Origin of the sequence: Thiomicrospira microaerophila, assembly GCF_023278225.1 — a bacterium.
GTDB classification, from domain to species: domain Bacteria; phylum Pseudomonadota; class Gammaproteobacteria; order Thiomicrospirales; family Thiomicrospiraceae; genus Thiomicrospira; species Thiomicrospira microaerophila_A.
On record NZ_CP070959.1, the window covers coordinates 1,179,908 to 1,203,988 of the forward strand.

Consider the following 24,081-nt stretch of genomic DNA (forward strand, 5'->3'; position numbering starts at 1 on the left):
ATTCCAAAGGCTTATTCTTTTGTGGGCTGGGGTTGTACTGTTGATTCGGGTGTGATGTGTATTGCAGGGCTAACGTTCACACTGGGGGCGGGGAAAAGTGGTAGTTCAGACTGGATGTGTAAAAACTTATGATCTTGCGAAACCGCTTGCGTTCCCCAACCTTGAAACAACAAACCGAATAACGTTGCCGCCACCAAGAAAATCGTTATGCCGATCATCCACTTATTAAAACGACTTTCCGCTTTTTTTAACTCACTATCTACTTGCGATTTCAGTGCATTATTTTCTTTCAACAGCTGTCCGCGATCAGCTAAAACAGCTTGCGTGACGCCAGACGCATACAACTGCTCGTTGACAGAATGCACCAACTTCAACCCGCTAATCAAATCCTCACGAACGCAAGCGTAATACTCGATGCGGGATAAAGCGTCAAAACGCGCATCCTGAACACGCTGTAAGTGCGCCTGAATTTCAATCGCTAGCTGGCTGGATAGTGTTGAGGGGAGAAAAGATAACTTGTCACGATAGGTTTCAGAAAGGTGATAAACATAGAGGTCAATGGCATCGTAATAAGCCCGCTTGCAGTGCTTATACGCTTCGACCAAATTGGGCTGTTCGCACTCATCGCCAATTTGTGCTTTTAAAATATGATGCCCGGCGTATCTAAGCTGATTAATAGGCTGCGCCATACTCGAAGGTAAAATATTACCTAAAACGCGAATCAGCTTTTCGGTTTCAAAATACCAAATTCGGACATGGTGAAGTTTAATTTCAGCTTCGTTAAGTGAAGGCAAGTCTAACGAATTTAAATCGGAAAGCGCTTCTTGTTCCAACAAGGAAATTAACTGGCTTTCAGCTTGATACTCAACCATAACCAAGCCTTAACGCTGGGCTATATCAGAAAGCCCTCGAAAAGCCGTTTGCGCTTTTTGGTGCAACTCCACACTGGAGCAATAATCTATATTCGCAACGCGACTTTCAGCCACAGCCACCTGCCCTTTATTACGGTGATCCGTAGGGTGCAAACGATAATGCCGGTCAGCTTTATCCGAAGACTGTAAAATAACAGAATCAATCCGATCTAGACCAGATAGGCTACTAATCATACTTTTAAAAAACGACATCTTTCTCTCCAAAAATGGCACACAAGTTTACCAATTTACAAGCTAAAACACAATTTATGAAATTAAACAAAATCGATACCAACCAGGCCTAGCAGAGATTGTCATCGTGAGCACCCTTCCCACGTCATCGCGCGCCCCTTCCCACGTCATCGCGAGCGCAGCGTGGCGATCTCTTTCAGACTTACTCGGCCAGAGATTGCTTCACTCCGTTCGCAATGACATTATCAACCCACCCAACACACGTTTTGCATCCTCATCGCCGTGCACTAATTGCACAAACTTGGGCTTATGGCGCATTCGCTTTACAAAGTTCAGCAAATCTTTCTGATCCGCATGGGCGGAATAGCCTGACATCGAATGCACCTGCGCTTTAATCGGATAACGCGCGCCATCTAACTCGACATAACCGTTCGGATAGCGTTGTTTATTGCCATAACGCTGAATCGCCCAGCCGTTGGTGCCCGGTGATTGATATCCGCTAAACACCACATCAGTACGCGCATCACCCAACAACGCCTTCAAATACGCCACAATCCGCCCGCCGGTACACATCCCGCTGGCCGCGATCACAATCGTCGGACGTGCGGTGCGTTTTAAATAGTCCACCACCTGCTGATGGGTTTGGTTATCGTCAATCGTCGTCAACTGCTCAAACGCCAGCGGATGCCGCCCTTTCGCCAACTTGCGCTGGGCTTCGGCATCCCACAAGGGTTTTAAATCCCGATAAATCCGCGTCACCTCATTCGCCATCGGCGAATCCACCAAAATCTCGATATCCTCCCAATCGCCGCCATGCTGATGAATAATCTGCTCAAACTCATACAACAAGGCCTGGGTGCGCCCCAAACTAAATGCCGGAATCAACACCACCCCACGATCACGCACACAATGCTCCACCACCGCTTTTAACGCTCGCGTTCGATCACGCCGCCCGGCATGCAACCGATTGCCATAAGTGCTTTCCAACACCAACAAATCACAGGCATAAGGCGCTTTCGGATTCGGCAAAATCGGCGAATAAGGTGCGCCCAAATCCCCAGAAAACACAATCCGCTTCACTAGGCCTTGATGCCTTTCAGAATCGACCGGCTCATCGCCCAACACCAAAGTCGTCTCATTGGGCTGATAAGGCAACGCCTTGGCTAAATCCACCTCAATATACGCCGAACCCAAAATATGCCCAGCGCGTTTAAACTTGATTTTGACCTCCGCATCCAATCGATGCCACACCCCATACGCCACCGGCACCAACAGCGATTTAATCCGCGCCATCAACAAATCAATCAACCGACGGTCTTGGGTTACACCCAGGCGCACCGCATCCTCCAACATCAAGGGCAACAAGCGCGCCGTTGGTTCTGTACAAATAATCGGCCCATTAAACCCCGCCATCAACAAATACGGAATCCGCCCAATATGGTCAATATGCGCATGGGTCACCAACAAGGCCTGCACACGGCGAATATCAAAATCAATCGCCAGCTTATTCGCATTCGCCGACTCCGCACCGTGGCTAGAAAAATCCGCGCCCTGAAACAAACCGCAATCCACCAACAACGATTTGCCCGGCGCATAACCCAGCTCATGACACGAACCCGTCACCCCCTCCAAACCACCATGCGAAATCAAAGACAACATTGCTTAATCCTTTTGTTTCAAAACAATTGCAGGCCATCATCGCGAGCGTGGTAAACCAAAAAAGCAGACCAAGCTCGTAACCTTTAAGAACAGCACATTTAAGCAAACTTAACTACTAGATAATTCCTTATTCATGTAGTCCAAAAGAAGGCCTGAAACATAACGCTGGCTAAAAGATGACTCTGCGCGTTGTCTTGCATTTTCACCAAGACGCTTTGTAAGCTCTTCATCATTGATAAGCTGCTTCATTTTAGATGCTATTTCATCAACGTTACCTACTTGGTGCATCAACCCTGTCTGCCCTTCAACAACCGCATCCGTTAAACCGTAAATACGCGAAGTAATAGCCGGCAAACCTACAGCAGCGGCTTCAATCACGCTGCTGCCAAAGCCCTCTCTATAGCTAGGTAAACAAAAAACATCACCAACCGAAAGCCATTTTTCCGGTTCAGAAGTACCGCCTATGAAATGTATTTTCGGGTGTAATTTTTCAGACGATGATAATGACTGTTCAATCAATTGTTCATCCGGCCCAACCAACACTAAATGCAAGTTATCTATCTCATTGACAATTAAATTAAAGGCTTCAACTAAATCAAAAATACCTTTATCCTTATTCAATCTACCCAAGAATAAAAGCACTTTCGCCTCATCACTTAAACCAATTTGCGCTCGAAAAGCTGCCCTAGCCTCTTCATTAAACTTAAAACGTTCTAGGTTAACACCGCAGATCGAGCCCTCACCTAAAACTTCACCTTTACTCGGATTCAATACCTTTTCAGCTATTAAAAAATCAAACTGAGATTGACTATCAACGAGTGCAAATCGAACACAAGATGCCAATAACTTATCGATAGACTTTAGCAAATAACGCTTAAATCCACGTTGAGTCAGCCAGACTTGACCGGTAAACCAATGCAAACGATTACGGGTACCGGAAAAACATCCTGCTAACGCGCTTAAAAGTCCGGCTTTAGGCGTAACAGACAAAACTAAATCAAATTTTTCACGGCTAAACGTTTTTCTTAATGCGAACAGCGACTTTAAATCACTCAGCAAACTAATATCACGCTCAATAGCTAAGGGAATCAACTTAACCTGAGGGGGGGACATCTAACTGGCTACCGCCCGAGATGTTGGTCACGACCGTCACATCATAAGACTGAGCAAGAACCAAAATATGTTCTTTTAAAAAAGCATTAACCGTAGCTGGAACAGCCGTTACAATACAAATTCTTTTCACTTTAAAGACCAACCTTTTAAAATTAAATCCATAACCCGAGGTTTATAAATCGAAAACTCTGGCATATATCCCAATTGAACTAACTTTTTATTACAAAATGTGACCTTAGAAGTAAGGGACCTTACTTTAGAGCCTGATAGCGGAAAATTACTCGATAGTTTTTGACCAAAGAATGTGCCTAATTTAACCAGACCCATAGGGACGACCAACATCGGTTTTTTCACCGAAAGTGAATCCGCCAGCGTATCAATGAAGACCTGCTGGGGACAATCATCCGAAACAATATAAGTTTGGTTTGATGATTTTTCTAATTGATCACAAACACACTTAACGGCTTGGGCTACATCTCGGACATGCACATAAGTCGAAACTGCGGAGCGATCAGCAATGTAAAAAAACGACCCTTTTTTACCATAAAGGCCAAGCCCAAAATCGCTTTGCTTTTCATCCCTGGCCCAAAAACATTGGTAGGCCGTAAAATGGAATAACTACAGTGATCTGAATCAGCTAAATTCGCTTTTATGTAATTGTCAGCTTTAGTTTTGGTTTCTTCATATAAACCAATCGGATACTCTGTATCATCTTCTTTTATGGTAATTTCTTGCCCTATAAAACGGTTAATAGCACCATAGCAACCTACACTACTCACTTGAATCAGTCTTTTCTTACCCTTTGAAGCAAGCATAAGATCAACAATTTCTTTTACCAGTTCAAAGTTTGTGCGTGTCATCAAAGCAGGTTTATCTAATTCACCGATCGTATTAATAACAATATCCGACTCATTAATAATACGCTGGAAACGGCTTTTATTTGATAACACATCTAACTGAAGCCAATTTACATTATCAGCCTTTACATCATCAAAAACAGGTTTACGTGTGATACACGTTATAGTTAAATCATTATTCTTTGATAATTCCTCAAGTATGGCAGACCCGATAAAACCATTAGCGCCAAGTAGTAAAATATTCATTTTCAAATACCCCAAACAAAATGATATTTTTCAATCATATTTTTTATGTCAAAATTATCACGTGCTCTTATAAAAGCATTTTCACAATTCTCTGACCATTTAACTGGATCATTTTCGTAAGTTATAAGAAACACACGGATTGCTTGTGCAAGCTTTTCAGGCGAACGCGGGGTAACAACCTTTCCAGTATCGCCAACTATAAAGCCCGCATCGCCTACATCCGTAACTACATTGGGCGTAGCACATGACATTGATTCTGCAACAACATTAGGGAAAGCTTCGCCGTAAGCACTGGAAAGAACATGAATATCAATACCATTCATAATAACTGGTACATCAAGACGCTGATCTAACAAAAGTATATTTTTAGTCAAATTGAAATTGGCAATTTCATCAACAAGTGTCTTGTTGTCCTTATTTAAATCGCGTCCAACTAAGCAACAAGTAAAGTGATAACCTTCTTCTTTCAGGATACCCATAGCATGGATAAAATTGAAATGATCTTTTTGCGGATCATAACGGGCAACCATACCCCTGTATGTCAACATAATGTTGAGCCAGTTGATTTTAAGATAACATATAAATCAGGGCGCATTAGGAGACCGTTATGCCAAAACCCATTACCCTTGTTAATCCAAAGATTGAACCGAAGATTGAGCCTAATTCCGTGCTGGAAAAACGTTCTCGCCGTGTGTTTAGCACCGAGTACAAGCTCTCTATTCTACAACAAGCTGATGCCTGTAAACATGGCGAGTTAGGCACATTACTGCGCCGTGAAAAACTCTATTCCAATCAGTTGGCGCAATGGCGTCGTGAGTTTGCCGAGCAAGGTGTCAACGGCTTAGCTAAATCTAAACCCGGCCCAGTGCCGTCTAAAACTCCGGAGCAAAAGCGTATTGAGCAGTTAGAAAAAGAAAATGCTGGCCTTCTCAAACAGATTGCCGTCAAGGACGGCTGCCTTTTACTCCAAAAAAAAGCCTTGGCACTGATCGAAGCACTCGAACAGCAGAGCTAGCCAGTATGATAGTCGATCAACCCTTACCGCCATATGTATCTCAACGTTTAGCGGCAGAAGCGTTGGCGCTGTGTCGCAATACGTTGCGCCGACACATCAAAGCACACACCTTCTGCGGACCGAGGTTGCCGCCGGGTCATCGGCGCGGTGGGTCTGTTCAACCTAAGGCGTTGAGTGAAGTCGAGCGCCAGCACGTGATCGACACGCTGACCGGTGAGACCTTCTGTAATCAACCACCGGTACAAGTGTTCCATCAGCTATTGGAGCAAGGAGAATACCTGTGTTCGGTGAGTACGATGCATCGTCTATTGCGTGCAAATGAACTTAACGGTGAGCGTCGCGCACAACGTCCGCCCCAATCGCACAGTGTACCCAGATTACGTGCCGATGCGCCTAATCAAGTGTGGACCTGGGACATTGCTAAACTGTCCACCCGAAAGCGAGGCGAATATCTCTCGCTGTATGTGGTGATGGACCTCTTTAGCCGCTACATTGTAGCCTGGATGCTCTCGCGCAAGGAAAACAGCGCATTGTCATCGCAATTGATTGAAGAGGCGGTGCAACGTTACCAGATTGCCCCCAACAGCTTAACGTTACACCAAGACTGCGGTACACCGATGACGGCACATTGTTATCTCGATTTACTTGGAGAGTTAGCGATAACCGCCTCACACAGCCGCCCCAGAGTGAGTAATGACAATCCGATGAGCGAGGCGCAGTTTAAAACGCTGAAGTATCAGCTGGACTATCCGCGCCGGTTCGATGATTATGACCATGCCATGCGCTGGTGCCAAGACTATGTGAGTTGGTATAACCATCAACATCACCACAGCAGTCTGGCGGGGTTCACGCCCTATCAAGTGTTTAGTGGTGATTACAAGCAAATCGCAACAATACGCCAACAGGCATTAGATGATGCGTTTGCAAAACATCCGCAACGGTTTAGCCAAGGTCGCCCCTTGGTCAAATTGACGCCAGCGGAAGTGTTTATTAACCCGATACCCGAGGAGGCGGATCAACAAACTATTGAAACGGGTGTGAACTTCCCGACCCTGCCAAGGGTGAAGCAAAAAGCAATTTAATTTTTAAAGAACTGGTTCAATATATGTTGACACGTTCCGGATTTCTTCTATTTGCTCAAAATAAACTAGCTTATTAAGGTTGTAACGTTTGGTAAAACCCTCAATCAAATGATGTTTATGCTGGTAAACACGTTGAATTAGGTTACTAGTAACTCCAACATATAGGGTGCCATGTTTCTTGTTGCTCATTATGTAAATATAACCTTGTTTCATAGACTTTTTTCAACTCTATTTTTTTATTGGTTGTTAACTATTACACACCTTATAGTAGTTTTACCAGGTTTTATGCGTTAGAGATTGCTTCGCTGCGCTCGCAATGACGGGTGGGATGCTCGCCATGACGGGGGGATGCTTGTTATGAGGGTGTTGTGGCTAGATGGGTTTTTAGGGCTTGTTGCCAGTTTCGGGTGGGGTGGTTTAGTTGGGTTTGGATGCGTTGGGTATTGAGTGCGCTGTAGGCTGGGCGTTTTGCTTGGGTTGGGTAGTCTTGACTTTTGATTGGGATGAGTTGACAGCGGGTTTCGGTGAGTTTAAACAGGTGTTGTGCTAGGTCGTACCAAGTGCAAACGCCTTCATTGGCGTAGTGATAAATTTTGAGCGCAGTTTGTGTTTGTGGGTTATTTATTAGGTTTATTATCGCTTGCGCTAGATCAACGGCGTTGGTTGGGCTACCGAATTGGTCGTTGACTATTTTGAGTTGATCGCGCTGTTGGCTTAGCCGCAGCATGGTTTTTATGAAGTTGTGGCCGTGGTGTGAGTATAGCCAACTGGTTCGGATGATCGCGCCTTTGGGGTTGATGCGTAAGCAGGCCTGCTCGCCAAGGCTTTTTGTAAGGCCATAAACATTGATTGGCCGGGTGGGGTCGGTTTCTTTGTAGGGGGTGCGTTTTGTGCCGTCAAACACGTAATCGGTACTTAGCTGAATCAAGGTGGTGTGTTGCTTTTTGGCAATTTCGGCGAGTTGTTTTACCGCTAGGTGGTTGATTTGGTTTGCATGTTCCGGTTCGTTTTCTGCTTGGTCAACCGCTGTGTATGCCGCGCAGTTGATGATGGCGTCGAAGCGTTGTTGGTTGAAAAAGCGGCTAATGCTGTTTGGATCGGCTAAATCTAGTTCTTGTCGCCCTGTAAAGGTGAAGGTTTGTTGGGGCGTGTGTGTTGTGGATTGGTTGACTAGGTTTTGGAGGGTTTGACCTAGTTGGCTGGTTTTGCCGATAACGAGAAGACTTTTGTGCATGGCGGGTTATAGCGCGTTAAAGGCTTGGCATTGCTGACGAATGTCGGCAAGGCGCGGTTGGTTTTGGTCTTTTTCGGATAGTGTCGCTTGTTTTTGCGTTTGCGGTTCTGTTCGCCAGTTTATATTGAGTTGTGGGTCGTTGTAGGCCAAGCCGCCTTCATGGTTTGGCGCATAGGGGGCATCGACTTTGTAGTGGATTTTGGCTTGTGAGCTTAGGACAAGGTAGCCGTGGGCAAAGCCTTTGGGTATGTAGAGTTGTTGTTGATTTTGCGCACTGAGCTGTTGGCGGTGGTGTTGTCCAAAGTTGGGGCTGTTGGGGCGCAGGTCTACAGCGATGTCGAGGATCTCGCCTTCAATTACGCGAATCAGTTTGCTTTGCGCATAGGGCGGCCATTGAAAGTGAAGGCCTCTTAAAACCCCTTGTTCGGAGTGGGCTTCGTTGTCTTGACAGAAGTGAATGGGATAGCCAATGGCTTGCTGCAGAAGGTCTTGGCGGAAGGTTTCAACAAAATAGCCCCGCCCGTCCGTATGAACTTGGGGTTGAATAAGATAAACACCGCCAATCGCTTGCTGAATAATCTTCATATTGCACTAGCCTATTTGAGTAAGAAGTCATTTAGGCATTATAGTGATCTTTTATTTAGTTTTTGTAATAGCTTTTGTACCAGGTTACAAATTGGCTAATGCCCTCTTCTATGCTGGTACTGGGTTTAAAGCCGGTGTCGGCAATGAGGTCGTCTACGTCGGCATAGGTGATCGGTACGTCGCCTGCTTGCATCGGCAGTAGGTTTTCATTGGCTTTTTTGCCGGTGGCGGTTTCGATGGCGGTGATAAAGCGGCGTAGGGTCACAGGTTGGTTATTGCCGATGTTGTAGATTTTGTAGGGGGCTTGGGCAGTAGTGTTAAGTTGTGAGTGTTCAGTTTTGAGTGGCTGACCACCTTTGGTGACTTCCGGTGGGTGTTGCATTACTCGGGTGATGCCTTCTACTATGTCGTCTATGTAGGTGAAGTCGCGTTTCATGTCGCCGTTGTTAAACACGTCGATGGTTTCACCGGCTAGGATTTTTTTGGTGAAGGAGAAGTAGGCCATATCCGGGCGCCCCATCGGGCCGTAAACCGTGAAAAAACGCAAGCCAGTGGAGGGTATGCCGTATAGGTGGCTGTAGGTATGCGCCATGAGTTCGTTAGATTTTTTGGTGGCCGCATAGAGGCTGATTGGATAGTCCACACGGTCTTGGGTGCTAAAAGGTTGTTTTATGTTCATGCCATATACCGAGCTGGAGCTGGCGTAAACGAGGTGTTTAACCTTGCTGTGGCGACAGCCTTCAAGGATGTTGACAAAGCCGACTAGATTGGAGTCCACATAGGCATGGGGGTTGTCGATCGAGTAGCGCACACCCGCTTGCGCTCCAAGATTTACAACGATGTCGAATTGGTTTTCGGCGAATAGCTGCTCGATGCCTTGGCGGTCGGCTAGGTCGAGTTTTTGGAATGTTGAGTTTTGAGTGTTGAGTGTTGAGTTTTGGCCTTCAGCCATATTTTGGATTTGGTCGTTGTCAAAACCTAGGGCTTTTAGGCGGTCTAGTTTTAGTTGTGGGTCGTAGTAGTCGTTGAGATTATCAATACCAACGATGTTATGGCCGTAGGGTTTGAGGGCTTGGATGAGGTGATGGCCAATAAAGCCGGCCGCACCGGTGATTAGAATGTTTAGTTTTGAGTTTTTAATGTTGAGTGCTGAGTTTTGAGTTGTTTTTTTCATATTTTTATCTTTGCATTTTGTTGGGCTGTTTTGACAATACTGGTTAGTATTTTGATGAGTTCTTCGCTTTGTTCTAGTAGTGTTTTTACGTGATGATCATTTTGATCTAAGTAGTTTGTTTCGCAAAGAAGCGCTATCCAGTATTTAGTTTCTCTAGCTTCTTTGCTTGCAATACTCATTTTGGCAATGAAATCAGCTTTACTCTGCCCAGCTTGCGCTTCATTTATATTTGCGCCAATCGATGTACCGGATCTCAGCACTTGTTTTGATAAAACATATTCTTTATGTTCTTTCGATAAAAATTGATGTAATTTAACAACCCTTACCGCAAAACCAAAAGCCTTGTTCAGGGCATTATTGTCGTCTTTCAAAACTCATCACTCACCACTAAAAATTAATCACTAGTACTTAGTCTTTGCCAAATAGGTCTCTAGTATATACCTTATCTTCGACGTCTTGAAGGTCGTCAACTAGGCGGTTGGCGATAATGACGTCACTTTGGGCTTTGAAGTCAGCCAGATCGTTGATGACTTTGGAATGGAAGAATTCGGTTTCGCCTTGTTCGGTGAGTACCGGTTCATAGATGATGACTTCGATTCCTTTTGCTTTGATTCGTTTCATCACACCTTGGATCGCGCTGGCGCGGAAGTTGTCGGAGCCTTGTTTCATCACGAGTCGATAGATTCCGACCTTTTTAAGGGTTGAAGGTTGCGTACCGTCAGTTGAGTCGTCTAGTTTTTTTATAACTTGATCGGCGATGAAGTCTTTTCTGGTGGTGTTGGAATCAACAATCGCTTTTATCAGGTTTTGTGGCACGTCTTGGTAGTTGGCGAGCAGTTGTTTGGTGTCTTTGGGCAGGCAGTAGCCGCCATAGCCAAAACTGGGGTTGTTGTAATGATCGCCGATGCGCGGGTCTAGGCCAACCCCTTCAATCACTTGTCGTGTGCTGAGGCCGTGACTTTCGCAGTAGGTGTCGAGTTCGTTGAAATAGGAAACGCGCAATGCCAAGTAGGTGTTTGAAAATAATTTAACCGCTTCGGCTTCGGTGGCATCGGTGTAAAGCACCGGAATATCCGAAGCCGGTTTGGCGGCACCTTCGATTAGCAGACCGGCAAAGATTTTGGCACGTTCTGAGTTTTCACCAACAATGATACGCGATGGATAGAGGTTGTCGTAGAGGGCTTTGCCTTCGCGTAAGAATTCGGGCGAGAAGATGAGATTGATAGTAAGTGTTGAGTGTTGAGTGTTGAGTTGTTGTTTTAGGTGTTGGGTGTAGCCTACAGGTATCGTGCTTTTGATAATCATGGTTGTGTTGGGATTGATCGCAAGGACATCTTTAATGACGGCTTCGACTGAGCGGGTGTTAAAGGTATTGGTTGCGGTATCGTAATCGGTTGGCGTGGCGATAATAACAAATTCTGCATTTTGGTAGGCTTGTTTGGGGTCAAGCGTGGCGGTTAATCCGGCTTTATGCTGTGAATTTTGCGTATTGAGTTTGCCTTGGGCTTTAAAATCACGAAGGAACTGTTCTATTTCATTGTCTTGGATGGGTGATAGTCCTTGGTTTATCAAATCGACTTTTTCTTTGATTATATCGACCGCAACCACTTCGTGGTGTTGCGCTAGTAATACGGCCAACGACAGGCCTACATATCCGGTTCCGGCAACAGCAATTTTCATCGTACTTTCTCTCTTAGGTTTAAAATAGGGTTATTCAACAGTGACCGATTTAGCAAGGTTTCGTGGTCTGTCCACATCGGTGCCTTTGATCAACGCAACATGATAGCTGAGTAATTGTAACGCGATATTAAAGGTGATTGGCGCGGTAATCCGCCCGACATTCGATGAGGCTTTGATGACTTTAAAGCCTTCTTCACTGGAAATATTGGAGGCTTCGTCTTCAAAAACAATCATTTGCCCACCGCGCGCACTGACTTCTTGTAAGTTAGATTTTAGCTTTTCCAGCAGTTCATCGTGCGGTGCGATCGCAATAACCGGCATGGTTTCATCAATGAGCGCCAGTGGGCCATGTTTGAGTTCGCCTGCCGGGTAAGCTTCGGCGTGGATATAGCTGATTTCTTTTAGTTTTAACGCCCCTTCCATTGCGATCGGATACATTGGACCTCGGCCTAAAAAGATTGCGTGATGCTTGTCAGCAAAGCCTTGCGCCAGCAGTTTGATATCGGCTTCGTGACTTAGCGCATTTTCTAGCAGGCCTGGTAGTTTAAGTAGGCCTTGTACAATTAAGGCTTGTCGTTCAGCGTTTAATGAGCCTTTAACCTTGCCGATGGCTGTCATTAGCAGGGCAAGCCCAACAAGTTGGGTGGTGAAGGCTTTGGTGCTGGCAACGCCAATTTCTGGCCCGGCGTGGGTAAGAAATACTAGGTCTGATTCGCGCGTCAGGCTTGATTCAGCGACGTTACAAATAGTTAGCGTTGGGATATTTAGGCTTGAATTATTTTTTCTGATCTGTTTAATCTGTTGCAAGGCCGCAAGGGTGTCCGCGGTTTCGCCCGACTGACTTAGGGTAACCAGTAGGGTGTTATTTTGCAGTACCGGATTGCGATAGCGGTATTCACTAGCCACTTCGACTTGGCAAGGCAAACCAATAATGTCTTCTATCCAATATTTGGCTACCAGGCCTGCATGATAACTGGTTCCACAGGCGACAATTTGCAGTCGGTTGATGGTTTCAAAACAGGCCTGTGCAGGCGCGCCAAAAATCGCGGGATCGACTTCTTCGTTGGTGATTCTTGAGGACAGGGTGTTGATCACGGCTTGAGGTTGTTCGTAAATTTCTTTGTGCATAAAGTGACGATGACCGGCCAAATCACTGGCGCTGGACATTTGTGATGACAGAATCACTTCGCGTTCGACTGCTTGAGCTTGCGCATTATAAATTTGGTATTGCTGGCGATCCAAACAAGCAACATCGCCCTCCTCCAAATAAATAAATCGTTGGGTCACCGGCAAGAGTGCCGAAATGTCAGAAGCGATAAAATGCTCACCAAAGCCTACCCCTATCACTAACGGGCTGCCTTTTCTGACAGCAATCAGGGTGTCAGGCAGGTCCCGGCAAATGATACCTAAAGCATAAGCACCTTTGATTTCATGGGTTACACGCTGAACTGCATTTAATAAATCCGTTGAGGTTGGATTCGTAACGCCTTGATTATAGAGCTGTTCATAAATAGCGTGTGCAATGACTTCCGTGTCGGTCTCCGAGGTGAATCTAAAACCCTTTTCAGTTTGCTCTGCTTTAAGCTGTTGGTAATTTTCTATTATACCGTTGTGTACCACGGCTATTTTGTTGTTACAAATATGTGGGTGGGCATTGCGTGGACTGGCTACAATCCTTCGTACACAAAGACACGTTAAAATGTGACTTAAATACAACGAATGGAAAACGATGATGAAACAACAAAAACGCTATGATGATCAACTCAAACAGCAAGCCATCGAAATGGCACTTGAAGGGTCAAAGCCGATTGCTCAAATAGCACGCGATCTCGACATCAAAGAAAACACCCTGTATGGCTGGGTTGATAAACACCGTCGCGCTAATCAAAATAAAGATTCAGTTCAGCCAACCGTTGAAAAAGCGGTTGATCTAGAAGCTGAAAATCGCCGGCTTAAACGCGAATTAAAAACGGCCTTGGAGGACGTTGAACTATTAAAAAAAGCGGCGGCGTACTTTGCGGTACACAAATAGCAAAGTACGCCTGGATTGATGCACATAAAGCCGATTCCAGTGCATGTCGTCTCTGTAGGCTGATAGGGGTTAAGCGAAGCAGCTACACCAGTTACATACGAACTCAGGCGCAACGTAAACAAAGACAAACAGAGCAGGACAGCGAGCAGACTCAACTAGATCAGCATATTACTGAAATGGTTGAACGCTATAGCCAAACGATTGGCGCACGGCGGATTAAGACCGCCCTCAAACGTGAGCATAAGCTGGAGGTTAGTCGCCGACGTATAATCGAACGGATGAAAGCTTTGGGGTTAAAAGTCATCACGCGCCAGCGTTATTGCAATCGCAATGTAGCGGCGATTGACGATGACCGGATTGCGGCCAATGCGCTCAAGCGTCAATTTAATGTCAAAGGTCCAAATCAAAAATGGGTCGCGGACATCAGCTACATTCGAACGCTTGAAGGCTGGCAATACCTCGCGGTGTTTATTGACCTGTATTCACGCCGTGTGGTCGGCTGGGCGATGGATAGCCGAATGGAGGCCCAACTGGTCAAAAGAGCGTTATTGAGAGCCTTGTGGAGCCGAAAACCCACACGCGGGCTGATTATCCACACCGACCAAGGCAGCCAGTTTGTAGCCAAGGCTTATCGCAACGTGCTCAAGCACTGGGGGATTAAACCCAGCATGAGCAGACGGGGTAATTGTTGGGATAACGCGGTAGTAGAAAGCTTTTTTGCCAGTTTGAAAAAGGAGCGCGTGTATCGCACCACCTACGCCACAGGCAAGCAGGCATTATATGACGTGTCTGATTATATTGGCTGGTACAACCACCAAAGAATGCACAGTACCAATGACAATTACTCGCCGGTAGAGTATGAAAATCAGTGGATCAGGGCGATGAAGGAACTAGATAAAAAATGGGCGTCTTTGTGTACGAAAAAGGGTTGACAGTCCAGCGTTCTTCCGGTATGCCGTGAGTTGCCCAACGGGTGTGCGCTATGCCGGTTAGTCCTCTCGCCGGGGTGTCTGTCTGTTGGATTTTTTTTACCAGATTGGCGTGATCCGTTGATTATTTCAGCGGTCGCTGATAGCGTAATCTACATTACTAAATATGACAGCACACCCACCAAGTTGGTTGAGGAAGGAGTTGGAAGCTTGCTTCAACATAATGCCTCAATTAAAGGGATTATTATGAATCAAGTAGATATTAAAAAAGCCCAGAAACAAGGTTATAGCTATTCTGGTTATTATGACTATTATGGCTATAGCACTAACACGGCTAAATCTGCTTGATTAAGCTAAGGTTTTCAGATGTTTGATATCCATAATCATCTTTTACCCGGTATTGATGATGGGGCTGCAAACATCAATGAAAGTCTTGAGTTACTTGAGTTAGCACAACAACAAGGTATTAGCCATCTAGTTAATACGCCCCATATTCATCCGGGGCGTTTTGATAATGATTTGAATAGCATTACCAAAGCTTCACAGCTTCTTTCCGCTGCACTAGAACAAAGTCAGTTAACTATTCAGTTAGCAGTGGCGGCGGAAGTTAGAATTTGTCCTGAGATCTTAACTTGGGTTAAGACTCAAACCCTTCCGTTTATTGGTCAATGGCAAGATAAACCCGCTTTATTGCTTGAGTTACCGACTAATCAATTGCCTGTTGGCAGTGATAAGTTGGTTGGCTGGTTGGTTCAGCAAGGTATTCAGCCTATCTTAGCCCACCCTGAACGTCATGCTTTTTTTTATAACCAGCCTTCCAGGTTGCAGCCATTTATTCGTTTGGGTTGTTTGTTTCAAATTACCGCAGGCTCAGTACTCGGTGATTTTGGTTCTGCTCCGCAAGACTTTGCAATGCAACTGCTCAGAGAGCAACAGGTTGACTTTATCGCCAGTGATGCCCATAACCAGCGTTTTCGCCCTCCTAAACTAGCCGATGCATTCAATTTTCTGGCTCAAGATGCCTCTTTTGATTTAACGAGAGTAACGCTCAAACACAATCAGCGTGAGTTAACTCAAAGTTTGTTTAAGTTAACCCCTCTTCCTTCTACTAGGCTCTGATTGTTATGCAGGCTCAGCGACATAAGTTTCGGTTTTATCAGCCATTAAGATGGGGGGCGCTGTTACTTTTAAGCTTGTTTTTATTGGTTTTGGCGGGGCGTTGGTTATATTCAGAATTGCACTTTTATCAAGCCAGCAAATTGATTGCTCAGATTAACCTGTCAAAAGCGCCGATAGCGCCATCTGCAATAGATTTAATCGATTCTTCTTTAAACCGTTATCAGCAGGCTTCCTTGGTTATTCGACCCGCGTTTTATGACTATAAGGTGAGTGTGCATCTTTTACGCTTGACTGAGTTGAATGATCCTTCAGATAGAGATTTTCATTTATCGCATATTCAACAATGGCTTGCACTTCAAACTCAGTCTTTTCCAGATTACCCTTTTGTCTGGGTTAATAATTTACGCATGGTTCCGCTGTTAGAAAATAGTGATTCATTCGATGTTTTTTGGTTTAAGGGCTTGCATCTGGCGCGGAATAATCCCTTAGTGAATTTGGAACTGGCTTTGACGATAAATGATCTTTGGCCTTTTTTAAATCGTGAGCAGCGATTAGAGGCGTTGGAGATTATTGAATTGGGGTTTTCACGAACACGACGAAATGCACAAACTATCCATGCTAGTTTAACTGATCAGCACACACGCAGAACCGTCTGTCTTTATTTAAGAGCCAAACAAGTAATCAACGCTGATGTTTGTAAAATAAACTAGTCGTTTTAAGGTTCAATCGGGTTGATAGGAAGCGGGTTTTCTTGAATGGACTCCACCTGTTCATCAGGTATCGGAGCGACAACTTGGGTTGGGGGAAGATTCAACACTTGAATGAATATTTCATTACCGCCAATCATGCCTAAACGCTGGCGTGCAATGGTTTCGAGTGCGTCGGTTCCGGTTTGTAATTCAATGACTTCTTTTTTTAGCAGATCGTTAATCGCTTGTTGAGTTTTTACCTGCTGTTCAACTTCTGCTAAACGAAGCTTGAGTGCCAGGTATTCGCCTAATCCTCCATTTGAAGATAGTAGGCGAATCCCGGATAGAAACACAAGGACGGATAAAACAATAATCAGTATTTTCATCCGCCTGATATCTTTTATTTAAGATTGTAAAAAGCTGACTTACCAGGGTAAACCGCACCGCCTGCTTCGTTCAAGGCTTCTTCGATACGAATCAGTTGGTTGTATTTGGCAATACGGTCAGAGCGCGACATTGAACCGGTTTTGATTTGACCGGCACCGGTCGCCACAGCGATATCGGCAATGGTTGCGTCTTCAGTTTCACCTGAACGATGGGAAATTACCGCGGTATAACCGGCATCTTTCGCCATTTGAATCGCGTTCATGGTTTCAGTCAGCGTTCCGATTTGGTTAACCTTAATCAAAATAGAGTTAGCGATGCCCTTATCAATACCTTCTTTTAAGATTTTGGTATTGGTTACAAACAAGTCGTCCCCAACCAATTGTACGGTTTTACCCAAACGCTCGGTTTGCATTTTAAAGCCATCCCAATCACTTTCATCAAAACCATCTTCGATGGAGATAATCGGGTATTTCGCGCACCAGTCAGCATAAAAATCAACCATTTCTGCGCTGGTTAGGGTACGGCCTTCTGAGGCTAATACATAGTTACCGTCTTTATATAGCTCTGAAGCCGCAACATCTAGTGCAATCATAATGTCTTTACCAGGCACATAACCTGCTTTTTCAATCGCTTCTAGGATAACGGTAATCGCTTCTTCGTTTGATTTTAGATCTGGGGCAAAACCACCTTCGTCACCCACTGCGGTGTTATAACCCTTGTCGTGCAATACTTTTTTCAAGGTATGGAAGACTTCTGCGCCGTAACGTAGCGCTTCAGACAAGCTGGGTGCTCCAACTGGCATGATCATAAATTCTTGGAAATCAACGCTGTTGTCAGCGTGTTCACCGCCGTTGATAATGTTCATCATCGGTACCGGCATACGGTAGTCGTCATTTTTTAGGTATTCAAACAAGGCTTGACCTTTTGAAATCGCCGCTGCTTTTGCACAGGCCATTGAAACGGCTAGAATCGCGTTGGCACCTAAACGGGCTTTGTTATGGGTACCGTCCAAATCAATCATGATTTGGTCGATATTAGCTTGTTCGGTCGCTTCTTTACCCACCAATGCCGGTGCAATTTCATTTTTGATATTGTTGACCGCGTTCATTACGCCTTTGCCCATGAATACAGACTTGTCACCGTCACGCAACTCAATCGCTTCGCGAGAACCGGTTGAGGCACCCGATGGTGAGGCTGCACGCCCAACTGCACCGCATTCTAAAATTACGTCGGCTTCAACCGTTGGGTTACCGCGTGAATCAATAATTTGGCGCGCTTTGATTTCTTTAATCAATGACATCTTTTAACCTTTTGAGTAGTAAAAAATAATAAAAAATAATAAAAAATAATAAAAAATAATAAAAAATAATAAAAATAATAAAAATAAATCGAATTCTAGTCAGGCTTTGTGACAGGCGAGTTAAAGTAACTCGTTTTCAACAAAACCCTGTTGTTTAACTACCTGATCGAGTGCTTTGAGCACTTCAAGAACAGGCTTTAAATTAGCCAGTGGCCACATATTAGGGCCATCACTTTTGGCATTCGCCGGATCTGGATGGGTTTCCATAAATAAACCGGAAATACCCGCGGCAACCGCTGAACGCGCTAACACCGGTACAAACTCACGTTGACCGCCGGATGTACTGCCCTGTCCGCCGGGTTGCTGCACGGAATGGGTGGCATCAAATACCACAGGACAACCGGTGCGGCGCATTGAGGCTAAACCTCGCATATCAGAAATCAAGGTGTTATAGCCAAAAGATGTTCCGCGATCACAGACCATTATTTGGTCGTTACCGACTTCACGCGCTTTTGCGACCACCTGATCCATATCCCAAGGCGCTTGAAATTGGCCTTTTTTGATATTGACCGGCAAGCCTTGACGGCAGACGTTTTGGATAAAATTAGTTTGACGCACTAAAAAGGCCGGCGTTTGCATCACATCAACCACCGAGGCCACTTCACCCAGTGGTGTGTCTTCATGGACATCGGTTAATACCGGTACGCCAATTTGGTCTTTAACTTTTTGCAGAATGCGCAAGCCTTCTTCAATGCCTAAACCACGAAAGCTACTGGTTGAAGAACGATTAGCCTTGTCATAAGACGACTTGAAGATAAAGGGAATACCGAGTTGGGTCGTCAATTCTTTTAGTGTTCCGGCTGTGTCGATGGCTAGTTGTTCCGACTCAATAACACAGGGACCGGCAATTAAAAATAATGGCTGGTCAATTCCGACATTAAAACCGCAAAGTTGCATAGTTATCCTTTTTGCTTGGCGGTTAAGGCCGCTGAAACAAACGCGCTAAATAACGGATGACCGTTGCGAGGCGTTGAGGTGAATTCAGGATGGAACTGGCAAGCCACAAACCACGGATGATTTGGGATTTCGATCGACTCTACTAAATCACCATCTTCAGAATGGGCTGAGAATACCAGGCCTGCTTGTTCTAAGCGGGCAACATAACCTTCGTTCATTTCATAACGATGGCGGTGACGCTCACGAATCAGGTCTTTACCATAAATACTCGCCAGTTTGGTATTGGCTTTTACCTTACAGTTTTGACCGCCTAAACGCATGGTGCCGCCCAAGTCTGAGGTTTCAGATCGCTCTACAACTGCGCCTTTTTCATCAGTCCACTCGGTAATTAAAGCAACCACCGGATGAGGCGTTTGAGGGTTTAACTCTGTGCTGTGAGCAGCTTCCAAGCCAGCTACATGTCTCGCATATTCTACAACGGCCATTTGCATGCCCAGACAGATCCCAAGATAGGGTTTTAGGCTTTCACGGGCGTATTTGATGGCTAAAATTTTTCCTTCTACTCCGCGTTCGCCAAAACCACCTGGAACTAAAATTGCATCCATGGTTTTAAGCTTGTCTATGCCGGTTTTTTCAAGTTCTTCTGAATCAATGTAGTGAATTTTTACTTTTGTAAGTGTGTGGATCCCTGCGTGAAGCAGCGCTTCTATTAGTGATTTGTAGGCTTCGGTCAAGTCAACGTATTTACCAACCATGGCAATATCAACACGGTTTTTGGCATTAGTTTGCGCTTCAACAACCTGATCCCAATCCGATAAGTCCAGAGGCTTGGCGTTGGTTAGTCCTAATTTTTTAACCACCAACTCATCCATACCCTGCTCGTGCAACATACGCGGGACTTGATAAATTGATTTTGCGTCTAACGAATTAATAACGGCCTTTTCTTCTACATTGGTAAACAATGCGATTTTACGGCGCTCGCTATCGGCTAGTGGAATTTCTGAGCGACAAATCAACACATCAGGTTGGATACCAATTGAACGTAACTCTTTTACGGAGTGCTGGGTCGGTTTGGTTTTGACTTCTCCGGCAACCGCTATGTATGGCAATAGAGTTAGGTGCATAAACAAGGTATTGTCGCGCCCGATTTCAACGCCCATTTGACGAATTGCCTCTAGGAATGGTAAGGATTCGATATCACCTACGGTTCCGCCTACTTCTACCAGTGCTACATCTGCATCAACGGCTGAGGCTTTAATGCGCGACTTGATTTCATCGGTAATGTGCGGGATAACCTGTACCGTACCCCCTAGGTAGTCACCGCGACGTTCACGGCGTATAACGGTTTCATAAACCTGGCCGGTAGAGAAGCTGTTGCGCTTACTCAAAGGGCGCTGAACAAAGCGCTCATAGTGACCTAAATCAAGGTCGGTTTCGGCACCGTCATCGGTGACAAATACTTCACCATGTTGCAATGGACTCATGGTTCCAGGGTCCACATTGATGTAAGGATCCATTTTGAGCATGCTGACTCGGTAGCCACGCGCTTCCAACAACGCACCCAAGGAGGCAGCGGCAATGCCTTTTCCTAACGAAGAAACCACACCACCAGTAACAAATATAAATTTAGTCATTATTCACACTTTGTAGAAAATTTGGACACGCGGGGAACACCATCAGGCTATCCCAACCTTTTGAACTCAGAATGGTCAGATATTCTAACCGAAAAGCCCGCTAGCTTCAATTTAAAGCCACAAAGTTTGCACCCATTTGCTCAGGCTTTGCCTTAAAGGGTTCAAAAACACGGTAATCACGGATGGCAGCTAATTGCCCATTGATGACGATAACCGGCCATTGAGTTCGTTGCCAAGGAGGGATGGCTTGTTGTTGAAACCACTTTTTTAGTGCACCTCGTTGAACCTTATCGGTGGGTTTTAGGCTGCGTATTTCAATGGTATTTTTTGGGTCAAACCAGCTTTGTGCAATGCCTTTTCCTAAACTTGGCACTAAGGCTGAGCTGATTATATTTAGATCAAGACCCTCACTCCATAATAGATTAATTTCTTGTTTACTTTCAACTAGATAGAATATAAACCTCTTAAACCTTTTAACTTTTTTTCCGGCCAAAATTCGTTGAGGTTGTGCATTCGGGGAGGCATTGAAACATTCGTTTTTAAACCAGTCTAAATCAGTTTGACTAAGGCGTATTTGGTGATAATGGTTAAACCAATATCGAAGAATATTTTTTTGACGATGCCATTCGAATGTTTGCATGGCTTGCCAGTTTAGGCAGTCTGCGCCGTGATCGACTGCTTTCAAATCTATTTGCGCAAGTGCTATTAGAAGCTGATCTGACTCTGAACAATGAGCAGCCGTTTGCGCAATTTTTAGCTCCGGTTTTGACCAGGCCTGGTTAAAAAGCGGTAAAACCTGGTGACGAATGAAATTACGCCGATAGTCCATTTGCTGATTCATCGGGTCTTCTATCCATTTCAGCGCACGCTGATGGGCATAGTTTTGCATAGCTTGATAATCGACGGTTAACAGAGGTCTGGCTAACCAGGCCTGCTTTTCTGGGTTCAGGGTTAGAATTCTTTGCGAAGACATTGCACCTAACCCGGCCAACCCCGCTCCCCTCATTAGGTTAAGCAGAAAAGTTTCAGCCTGATCTCTTAGATGATGGGCGGTTAGAATAATTTCACCATCGGCAAGAATCTGTTGGAAAGCTTGATAGCGTGCTTGGCGAGCTGCGGCTTCGAGGTTTTGAGTGGAGTCAACCCTAACTTTATGGCCTATAAACTCAACATTTAGGCTTTCAGCGATCTGCTGACAATGCACAAGCCAATCATCTGCTTGGGGTTGTAATCCATGGTGAATATGCAGTGCTTTAAGATTAACTTCAGCCGGCTTTTGCTCAACGAGTGCATTAAGTAGTACGGTTGAGTCTAATCCACCGCTAAACGCAACCCATATTTGAGTTACATCGGTCGATTGGTAAAAGCTTATGACCGCTTCTGTAACGGAGCAGCGCGTTTCTGCCATAATCAAACAAAAAGAGCACAAACCTGTGCTCTATTAGAACTATTATGCATGTTCAAAATTTCCATAGGCCATATAACGGTCATAGCGACGGCTCACGAGTTGATCCAGTTCAAAAGTACTGAAGTGATTTAGTTGGGCGATCAAGGCCTGTTTTAAATTATCGGCTGCTTGCTGGTGAGCACGATGCGCGCCGCCAAGAGGTTCATTAATAATCTCATCAATTAAACCCAAAGATTTTAATCTTGGTGCGGTTACGCCAAGCGCTGCTGCGGCATCTGAAGCATTCGCTGCACTTTTCCATAAAATTGAAGCGCAACCTTCAGGGGAGATAACCGAATAAGTACTGTATTGCATCATCATGGTTACATCGCCCACACCTATTGCTAAGGCTCCGCCGGAACCGCCCTCACCGATCACGGTACAAATAATGGGCGTTTTAAGTTCAGCCATTTCAATTAGGTTACGCGCAATCGCTTCACTTTGACCACGCTCTTCTGCATCAATGCCAGGATAGGCGCCAGGGGTATCAATGAAGGTAAGAATCGGCAGGTTAAAACGCTCGGCCATTTTCATTAGGCGAAGCGCCTTGCGGTAACCTTCTGGTCTCGGCATACCAAAATTTCGACGAATTTTTTCTTTGGTGTCGCGGCCTTTTTGTTGCCCTATTACCATAACGGCATGACCATCAATACGTGCAAGGCCGCCAACAATTGCAGCATCGTCTGCCAAAGCACGATCTCCATGCAATTCGGTAAACTCGGTAAATATCGCTTTAATATAGTCCAACATATACGGACGTTGAGGATGGCGAGCAAGTTGCGAAATTTGCCAGTCTGTTAAGTTTTTGAAAATGGATTCGGTAAGGGCTTGGCTTTTTTGCTCCAATGCGCTGATTTCTTGGATTAAATCCATGTCTTGATTGCCTTCAAGATGGCGAAGTTCATCAATCTTTGCTTCCAGTTCAGCAATCGGTTGTTCAAAATCTAAAAAATCGAGTTTCATTGGACATCCCTAATTCGAGTCATAATTTTTTGTATTTTACCAAATTTAAGCCGGTTGCGTTCAATTTGGTTGAGAAAGCTGACCTATGATAATATAAGCATTTAATCATTTGCTCTAAAAGTCAATTAGGAGACATTAAACCATGGCATTTAACAAAAATTTACTGGCAGTTGCTAGCCTTTCAGCCCTAAGTCTGGTCGCGCCGAATAGTGTTTTAGCGCAAGGTTCCGGTTGGACAGGTTCGGGTGAAGCGGGTTTCAATAAAACGACTGGTAATACTGACACCCAAACGATAAGTGCGCGCTTAAAAATGGGTTATGGCTTTGAAAAAAGTGACTATACAGCAACGATTGAGGTAGAAAATAAGAAGGAATCTGGAAATTCCATTTCAGATCGCTACCTTTTAGAACAGCAGTATGATTATTTTTTAAACGCTAATCGTGACTTCTACACCTTCGCCAACTTGCGTAATGAACGAAACAAGCCAACTGATCTAAAGTTAGACAACACGATTTCGGTGGGTCTGGGTCGTTTGCTTTATAAGACAGATGCTAGCCTGCTCAAAGGGGAGATCGGTATCGGTTATCAAGACGTAGATTTGTATAACGGGGATGATTTTGACCAAACGACAGGCCGTTTGAAGTTGGATTTTGCCCATAAATTCAATGAAACCTATAGCTTTGGTCAGGATGCCTTATATGTAACCGGTAGCGAGCAGGATAAAATTGAAACCAATACCCGCTTAAGGGCTGCATTGAATAGTAAACTTTCAGCCAGTTTAGGCTATAAATATCGTTACAATTCAAACCCAGGCAGCGGTTTAAAAAAGACCGATGGCGAAACCAATATATCTTTGATTTATAACTTTTAATTTTT

The 24,081-nt window shown here is 44.9% G+C and carries 27 protein-coding genes; 8 read left to right on the plus strand and 19 right to left on the minus strand.

Features of this window, described 5'->3' with window-relative positions; all coding sequences use genetic code 11:
* Positions 1-11: 11 nt before the first annotated feature.
* The 6 genes from JX580_RS05725 to JX580_RS05750 all read right to left on the minus strand — a co-directional run bounded on the left by JX580_RS05725 (position 12) and on the right by JX580_RS05750 (position 5,508).
* Entirely contained in the window at positions 12-872 is an 861-nt protein-coding gene (locus tag JX580_RS05725) for a hypothetical protein (protein WP_248851826.1), read from the minus strand.
* A 9-nt stretch (positions 873-881) separates the two neighbouring features.
* Positions 882-1,124, minus strand: coding sequence for a hypothetical protein (locus tag JX580_RS05730; protein ID WP_248851827.1), 243 nt, complete (start codon positions 1,122-1,124; stop codon positions 882-884).
* Between the two features lie 201 nt (positions 1,125-1,325).
* Entirely contained in the window at positions 1,326-2,762 is a 1,437-nt protein-coding gene (locus JX580_RS05735; RefSeq protein ID WP_248851828.1) for an MBL fold metallo-hydrolase RNA specificity domain-containing protein, read from the minus strand.
* Positions 2,763-2,870: 108 nt separating this feature from the next.
* Positions 2,871-3,875 (minus strand): glycosyltransferase family 4 protein, encoded by a 1,005-nt coding sequence (locus tag JX580_RS05740; protein ID WP_248851829.1) that lies wholly within the window; start codon positions 3,873-3,875, stop codon positions 2,871-2,873.
* A 470-nt stretch (positions 3,876-4,345) separates the two neighbouring features.
* Positions 4,346-4,978, minus strand: coding sequence for an NAD-dependent epimerase/dehydratase family protein (locus JX580_RS05745; RefSeq protein ID WP_248851830.1), 633 nt, complete (start codon positions 4,976-4,978; stop codon positions 4,346-4,348).
* Between the two features lie 2 nt (positions 4,979-4,980).
* On the minus strand, positions 4,981-5,508 hold the full coding sequence (locus JX580_RS05750; protein WP_248851831.1) for a glycosyltransferase: 528 nt from the start codon (positions 5,506-5,508) through the stop codon (positions 4,981-4,983).
* A gap of 77 nt (positions 5,509-5,585) precedes the next feature.
* On the opposite strand from JX580_RS05750, the gene JX580_RS05755 reads away from it, so the two are divergent.
* Complete coding sequence (locus tag JX580_RS05755) at positions 5,586-5,993, plus strand: transposase (RefSeq protein ID WP_248851726.1); 408 nt, start codon at positions 5,586-5,588, stop codon at positions 5,991-5,993.
* 5 nt (positions 5,994-5,998) lie between these two features.
* A complete protein-coding gene (locus tag JX580_RS05760; RefSeq protein WP_248851832.1) occupies positions 5,999-7,075 on the plus strand; it encodes an IS3 family transposase in 1,077 nt (358 codons plus the stop codon).
* Between the two features lie 3 nt (positions 7,076-7,078).
* Here JX580_RS05760 and JX580_RS05765 read toward each other — a convergent pair whose 3' ends face one another.
* The 7 genes from JX580_RS05765 to glmS all read right to left on the minus strand — a co-directional run bounded on the left by JX580_RS05765 (position 7,079) and on the right by glmS (position 13,368).
* Positions 7,079-7,288 (minus strand): GIY-YIG nuclease family protein, encoded by a 210-nt coding sequence (locus tag JX580_RS05765; protein WP_283103610.1) that lies wholly within the window; start codon positions 7,286-7,288, stop codon positions 7,079-7,081.
* Positions 7,289-7,430: 142 nt separating this feature from the next.
* Entirely contained in the window at positions 7,431-8,309 is an 879-nt protein-coding gene (rfbD, locus tag JX580_RS05770) for a dTDP-4-dehydrorhamnose reductase (RefSeq protein ID WP_248851833.1), read from the minus strand.
* Between the two features lie 6 nt (positions 8,310-8,315).
* Entirely contained in the window at positions 8,316-8,894 is a 579-nt protein-coding gene (rfbC, locus tag JX580_RS05775; protein WP_248851834.1) for a dTDP-4-dehydrorhamnose 3,5-epimerase, read from the minus strand.
* 55 nt (positions 8,895-8,949) lie between these two features.
* Positions 8,950-10,068, minus strand: coding sequence for an NAD-dependent epimerase (locus JX580_RS05780; RefSeq protein WP_248851835.1), 1,119 nt, complete (start codon positions 10,066-10,068; stop codon positions 8,950-8,952).
* Positions 10,065-10,439, minus strand: a complete 375-nt coding sequence (locus JX580_RS05785) for a four helix bundle protein (protein WP_248851836.1) — start codon at positions 10,437-10,439, stop codon at positions 10,065-10,067. The genes JX580_RS05780 and JX580_RS05785 overlap by 4 nt, the downstream gene beginning before the upstream one ends.
* A gap of 37 nt (positions 10,440-10,476) precedes the next feature.
* Positions 10,477-11,748: a nucleotide sugar dehydrogenase gene (locus JX580_RS05790; protein ID WP_248851837.1), complete on the minus strand. Its 1,272-nt coding sequence runs from the start codon at positions 11,746-11,748 to the stop codon at positions 10,477-10,479.
* A gap of 30 nt (positions 11,749-11,778) precedes the next feature.
* Positions 11,779-13,368 (minus strand): glutamine--fructose-6-phosphate transaminase (isomerizing), encoded by a 1,590-nt coding sequence (glmS, locus tag JX580_RS05795; protein WP_248851838.1) that lies wholly within the window; start codon positions 13,366-13,368, stop codon positions 11,779-11,781.
* A 109-nt stretch (positions 13,369-13,477) separates the two neighbouring features.
* Here glmS and JX580_RS05800 point away from each other — a divergent pair, with 109 nt between their 5' ends.
* The 5 genes from JX580_RS05800 (at position 13,478) to JX580_RS05820 (ending at position 16,538) form a co-directional block, all read left to right on the plus strand.
* Positions 13,478-13,780 carry a transposase gene (locus tag JX580_RS05800; RefSeq protein ID WP_248850925.1) on the plus strand — a complete coding sequence of 101 codons (303 nt, stop codon included), beginning with the start codon at positions 13,478-13,480 and terminating at the stop codon, positions 13,778-13,780.
* Positions 13,781-13,794: 14 nt separating this feature from the next.
* A complete protein-coding gene (locus tag JX580_RS05805) occupies positions 13,795-14,712 on the plus strand; it encodes an IS3 family transposase (RefSeq protein ID WP_248851884.1) in 918 nt (305 codons plus the stop codon).
* A 117-nt stretch (positions 14,713-14,829) separates the two neighbouring features.
* Positions 14,830-15,057: a hypothetical protein gene (locus tag JX580_RS05810; RefSeq protein WP_248851839.1), complete on the plus strand. Its 228-nt coding sequence runs from the start codon at positions 14,830-14,832 to the stop codon at positions 15,055-15,057.
* Positions 15,058-15,075: 18 nt separating this feature from the next.
* Positions 15,076-15,828, plus strand: coding sequence for a tyrosine-protein phosphatase (locus tag JX580_RS05815; protein ID WP_248851840.1), 753 nt, complete (start codon positions 15,076-15,078; stop codon positions 15,826-15,828).
* A 5-nt stretch (positions 15,829-15,833) separates the two neighbouring features.
* Positions 15,834-16,538, plus strand: a complete 705-nt coding sequence (locus tag JX580_RS05820; protein ID WP_248851841.1) for a hypothetical protein — start codon at positions 15,834-15,836, stop codon at positions 16,536-16,538.
* A 5-nt stretch (positions 16,539-16,543) separates the two neighbouring features.
* On the opposite strand, the gene JX580_RS05825 is transcribed toward JX580_RS05820, so the two are convergent.
* The 6 genes from JX580_RS05825 to JX580_RS05850 all read right to left on the minus strand — a co-directional run bounded on the left by JX580_RS05825 (position 16,544) and on the right by JX580_RS05850 (position 23,205).
* Positions 16,544-16,903 carry an FtsB family cell division protein gene (locus JX580_RS05825; protein ID WP_248851842.1) on the minus strand — a complete coding sequence of 120 codons (360 nt, stop codon included), beginning with the start codon at positions 16,901-16,903 and terminating at the stop codon, positions 16,544-16,546.
* Positions 16,904-16,917: 14 nt separating this feature from the next.
* A complete protein-coding gene (eno, locus tag JX580_RS05830; RefSeq protein ID WP_248851843.1) occupies positions 16,918-18,204 on the minus strand; it encodes a phosphopyruvate hydratase in 1,287 nt (428 codons plus the stop codon).
* A gap of 120 nt (positions 18,205-18,324) precedes the next feature.
* On the minus strand, positions 18,325-19,161 hold the full coding sequence (gene kdsA, locus JX580_RS05835) for a 3-deoxy-8-phosphooctulonate synthase (protein ID WP_248851844.1): 837 nt from the start codon (positions 19,159-19,161) through the stop codon (positions 18,325-18,327).
* Between the two features lie 2 nt (positions 19,162-19,163).
* On the minus strand, positions 19,164-20,795 hold the full coding sequence (locus JX580_RS05840; protein ID WP_248851845.1) for a CTP synthase: 1,632 nt from the start codon (positions 20,793-20,795) through the stop codon (positions 19,164-19,166).
* 106 nt (positions 20,796-20,901) lie between these two features.
* Complete coding sequence (gene tilS / locus JX580_RS05845) at positions 20,902-22,203, minus strand: tRNA lysidine(34) synthetase TilS (RefSeq protein WP_248851846.1); 1,302 nt, start codon at positions 22,201-22,203, stop codon at positions 20,902-20,904.
* Positions 22,204-22,245: 42 nt separating this feature from the next.
* Entirely contained in the window at positions 22,246-23,205 is a 960-nt protein-coding gene (locus JX580_RS05850) for an acetyl-CoA carboxylase carboxyltransferase subunit alpha (protein ID WP_248851847.1), read from the minus strand.
* A gap of 142 nt (positions 23,206-23,347) precedes the next feature.
* On the opposite strand from JX580_RS05850, the gene JX580_RS05855 reads away from it, so the two are divergent.
* On the plus strand, positions 23,348-24,076 hold the full coding sequence (locus JX580_RS05855; protein ID WP_248851848.1) for a DUF481 domain-containing protein: 729 nt from the start codon (positions 23,348-23,350) through the stop codon (positions 24,074-24,076).
* Positions 24,077-24,081: the final 5 nt, after the last annotated feature.

Excerpts from the sequence above, each read along its gene's own strand:
- JX580_RS05725 (WP_248851826.1), bottom strand. The coding sequence starts at position 872 with ATGGTTGAGTATCAAGCTGAAAGCCAGTTAATTTCCTTGTTGGAACAA.
- JX580_RS05730 (WP_248851827.1), bottom strand. The coding sequence starts at position 1,124 with ATGTCGTTTTTTAAAAGTATGATTAGTAGCCTATCTGGTCTAGATCGG.
- JX580_RS05735 (WP_248851828.1), bottom strand. The coding sequence starts at position 2,762 with ATGTTGTCTTTGATTTCGCATGGTGGTTTGGAGGGGGTGACGGGTTCG.
- JX580_RS05740 (WP_248851829.1), bottom strand. The coding sequence starts at position 3,875 with ATGTCCCCCCCTCAGGTTAAGTTGATTCCCTTAGCTATTGAGCGTGAT.
- JX580_RS05745 (WP_248851830.1), bottom strand. The coding sequence starts at position 4,978 with ATGAATATTTTACTACTTGGCGCTAATGGTTTTATCGGGTCTGCCATA.
- JX580_RS05750 (WP_248851831.1), bottom strand. The coding sequence starts at position 5,508 with ATGGTTGCCCGTTATGATCCGCAAAAAGATCATTTCAATTTTATCCAT.
- JX580_RS05755 (WP_248851726.1), top strand. The coding sequence starts at position 5,586 with ATGCCAAAACCCATTACCCTTGTTAATCCAAAGATTGAACCGAAGATT.
- JX580_RS05760 (WP_248851832.1), top strand. The coding sequence starts at position 5,999 with ATGATAGTCGATCAACCCTTACCGCCATATGTATCTCAACGTTTAGCG.
- JX580_RS05765 (WP_283103610.1), bottom strand. The coding sequence starts at position 7,288 with ATGAAACAAGGTTATATTTACATAATGAGCAACAAGAAACATGGCACC.
- rfbD (WP_248851833.1), bottom strand. The coding sequence starts at position 8,309 with ATGCACAAAAGTCTTCTCGTTATCGGCAAAACCAGCCAACTAGGTCAA.
- rfbC (WP_248851834.1), bottom strand. The coding sequence starts at position 8,894 with ATGAAGATTATTCAGCAAGCGATTGGCGGTGTTTATCTTATTCAACCC.
- JX580_RS05780 (WP_248851835.1), bottom strand. The coding sequence starts at position 10,068 with ATGAAAAAAACAACTCAAAACTCAGCACTCAACATTAAAAACTCAAAA.
- JX580_RS05790 (WP_248851837.1), bottom strand. The coding sequence starts at position 11,748 with ATGAAAATTGCTGTTGCCGGAACCGGATATGTAGGCCTGTCGTTGGCC.
- JX580_RS05800 (WP_248850925.1), top strand. The coding sequence starts at position 13,478 with ATGATGAAACAACAAAAACGCTATGATGATCAACTCAAACAGCAAGCC.
- JX580_RS05815 (WP_248851840.1), top strand. The coding sequence starts at position 15,076 with ATGTTTGATATCCATAATCATCTTTTACCCGGTATTGATGATGGGGCT.
- JX580_RS05820 (WP_248851841.1), top strand. The coding sequence starts at position 15,834 with ATGCAGGCTCAGCGACATAAGTTTCGGTTTTATCAGCCATTAAGATGG.
- JX580_RS05825 (WP_248851842.1), bottom strand. The coding sequence starts at position 16,903 with ATGAAAATACTGATTATTGTTTTATCCGTCCTTGTGTTTCTATCCGGG.
- eno (WP_248851843.1), bottom strand. The coding sequence starts at position 18,204 with ATGTCATTGATTAAAGAAATCAAAGCGCGCCAAATTATTGATTCACGC.
- kdsA (WP_248851844.1), bottom strand. The coding sequence starts at position 19,161 with ATGCAACTTTGCGGTTTTAATGTCGGAATTGACCAGCCATTATTTTTA.
- JX580_RS05840 (WP_248851845.1), bottom strand. The coding sequence starts at position 20,795 with ATGACTAAATTTATATTTGTTACTGGTGGTGTGGTTTCTTCGTTAGGA.
- tilS (WP_248851846.1), bottom strand. The coding sequence starts at position 22,203 with ATGGCAGAAACGCGCTGCTCCGTTACAGAAGCGGTCATAAGCTTTTAC.
- JX580_RS05850 (WP_248851847.1), bottom strand. The coding sequence starts at position 23,205 with ATGAAACTCGATTTTTTAGATTTTGAACAACCGATTGCTGAACTGGAA.
- JX580_RS05855 (WP_248851848.1), top strand. The coding sequence starts at position 23,348 with ATGGCATTTAACAAAAATTTACTGGCAGTTGCTAGCCTTTCAGCCCTA.